The organism is Mesorhizobium sp. M7A.F.Ca.US.005.03.2.1 (genome assembly GCF_003997795.1).
GTDB lineage: Bacteria > Pseudomonadota > Alphaproteobacteria > Rhizobiales > Rhizobiaceae > Mesorhizobium > Mesorhizobium ciceri.
This window is the reverse complement of record NZ_RZRP01001115.1, coordinates 1-1,669: the sequence shown is the minus strand read 5'-3', so window position 1 is coordinate 1,669 and position 1,669 is coordinate 1. Positions and strand designations below refer to the sequence as shown.

Annotated in this window: 5 protein-coding genes; all 5 read right to left on the bottom strand. The window is 63.2% G+C overall.

What is annotated here, in order from left to right:
• Nucleotides 1-164: Maf family protein (locus EN991_RS35260; protein ID WP_206519322.1), on the bottom strand; the 164-nt coding region annotated here is incomplete at its 3' end.
• A 21-nt stretch (nt 165-185) separates the two neighbouring features.
• On the bottom strand, nt 186-404 hold the full coding sequence (gene infA / locus EN991_RS35255) for a translation initiation factor IF-1 (RefSeq protein WP_006200926.1): 219 nt from the start codon (nt 402-404) through the stop codon (nt 186-188).
• 87 nt (nt 405-491) lie between these two features.
• Nucleotides 492-962: a low molecular weight phosphatase family protein gene (locus tag EN991_RS35250; RefSeq protein WP_013530197.1), complete on the bottom strand. Its 471-nt coding sequence runs from the start codon at nt 960-962 to the stop codon at nt 492-494.
• Entirely contained in the window at nt 950-1,435 is a 486-nt protein-coding gene (locus tag EN991_RS35245; RefSeq protein WP_013530198.1) for a UPF0262 family protein, read from the bottom strand. The genes EN991_RS35250 and EN991_RS35245 overlap by 13 nt, the downstream gene beginning before the upstream one ends.
• A gap of 6 nt (nt 1,436-1,441) precedes the next feature.
• On the bottom strand, nt 1,442-1,669 hold a 228-nt coding region (locus tag EN991_RS35240; RefSeq protein WP_206519321.1), incomplete at its 5' end, for a histidinol dehydrogenase.

Sequence of the window (1,669 nt, the reverse complement as noted above, 5' to 3'; positions counted from 1 at the left end):
TCCTTCGACAGCCGCTTGGCCAGCGAGCGTGGATGCTCGGCACGCAGCGGCGTTTCGTCGATATCGGCCGGCAGCACGCGGTCCGGCTCGATCCCGGCCTGCTGCAAGAGCTCGATTCGGCGCGGCGAACCCGAGGCAAGCACCAGCTTCTGCAAAATGCTCATCGCGGACCAGTCGGGCTTTGCTTACTTGAAACGATAGGTGATGCGGCCCTTGGTCAGGTCGTATGGCGTCATCTCGACCAGAACCTTGTCGCCGGTCAGCACGCGGATGCGGTTCTTGCGCATGCGGCCGGCCGTATGGGCGATGATTTCGTGTTCGTTTTCGAGCTTTACCCGGAACATCGCGTTCGGCAACAATTCCGTCACGACACCCGGAAACTCGAGGACTTCTTCCTTCGGCATTCGATACCTTTGCTTGGATGGTAGTTCCAGCACCCTGGCCGGAATTTCGGCGGAACCTATATGATAATCGTCCGCTTGTGAACACGCTTAATCCGTCGCGTTTTTTGCCTCTGGAAGCAAGAAACGTCGGCCTATGCGCACCTTCAGCCGCTCGCGGACGTCCCGGTACGCTGCCATGATCTGTTCGCGCGTGCCACCGGCGTCGGTCGGGTCCGGCGTCGGCCAATATTCGACCTCGACGGCGAGCGAGCGGGTGAGTTCGAGTGCGGCGTGGTGCGCTTCGGGTGCCAGCGTGACGATCAGGTCGAAATAGTCGTCCTCGAGATCGTCCATCGTCCTTGGGTGGCGCTCGCCCAGCGTGAGATCTTCTTCGGCCAGCACCGCATCGACGAACGGATCGCGCTCGCCGGCGCGAACGCCGGCCGAAGCGACAAAGACGGTGGCGGGCAGCATCCGGCGCGCCAGCTGCTCCGCCATTGGCGAGCGCACGGCATTCATGCCGCACAGGAACAGGATCGAACGGGGCAGGGCGCCGGGCGACAGGGCTAGCCCCGCCAGTGCAGCACGCAGACCAGCGTGAACAGCCGGCGCGCCGTGTCGAAGTCGATGTCGATCTTGCCGGACAGCCGGTCCATCAACGTCTGCGAACCTTCATTGTGCAGGCCGCGGCGGCCCATGTCGATCGCCTCGATATGGCTCGGCGTCGAGGAACGGATGGCGTCGTAGTAGCTTTCGCAGATCATGTAGTAATCCTTGACGATGCGCCGGAGCGGCGTCAGCGACAGGATATGGGTGACGACGGCGGTGCCATCCTCGCGCGCAACGGCAAACACCAGGCGCTGCTCGGCCAGCGACAGTTTCAGCCGGTAAGGGCCGTCGCCGCTGTCATTGACGGGCTGGAAACTGTTCTCCTCGATCAGGTCGAAGATCGCCACCGCGCGTTCATGCTCGACATCCGGCGTTGACCGGCCGATCGATTCATCGAGTTCGACATCGATCAGCCTGGCGCGGGTTTGATCGGGGCCAGACATCGCCGCCTACATGTTCAACCGTATGGCGACGGAGCGTCCATGCGCGTCAAGACCCTCCGCCTTTGCCAGCGCAATCGCCGCCGGCGCCAAGATACGCAACTGCTCCGGTCCAAGCTTGAGGATCGACGTGCGCTTGACGAAATCGAGCACGGACAGGCCGGACGAGAAACGCGCCGAGCGCGCCGTCGGCAGCACATGGTTGGAGCCGCCGACATAGTCGCCGATGGCTTCCGG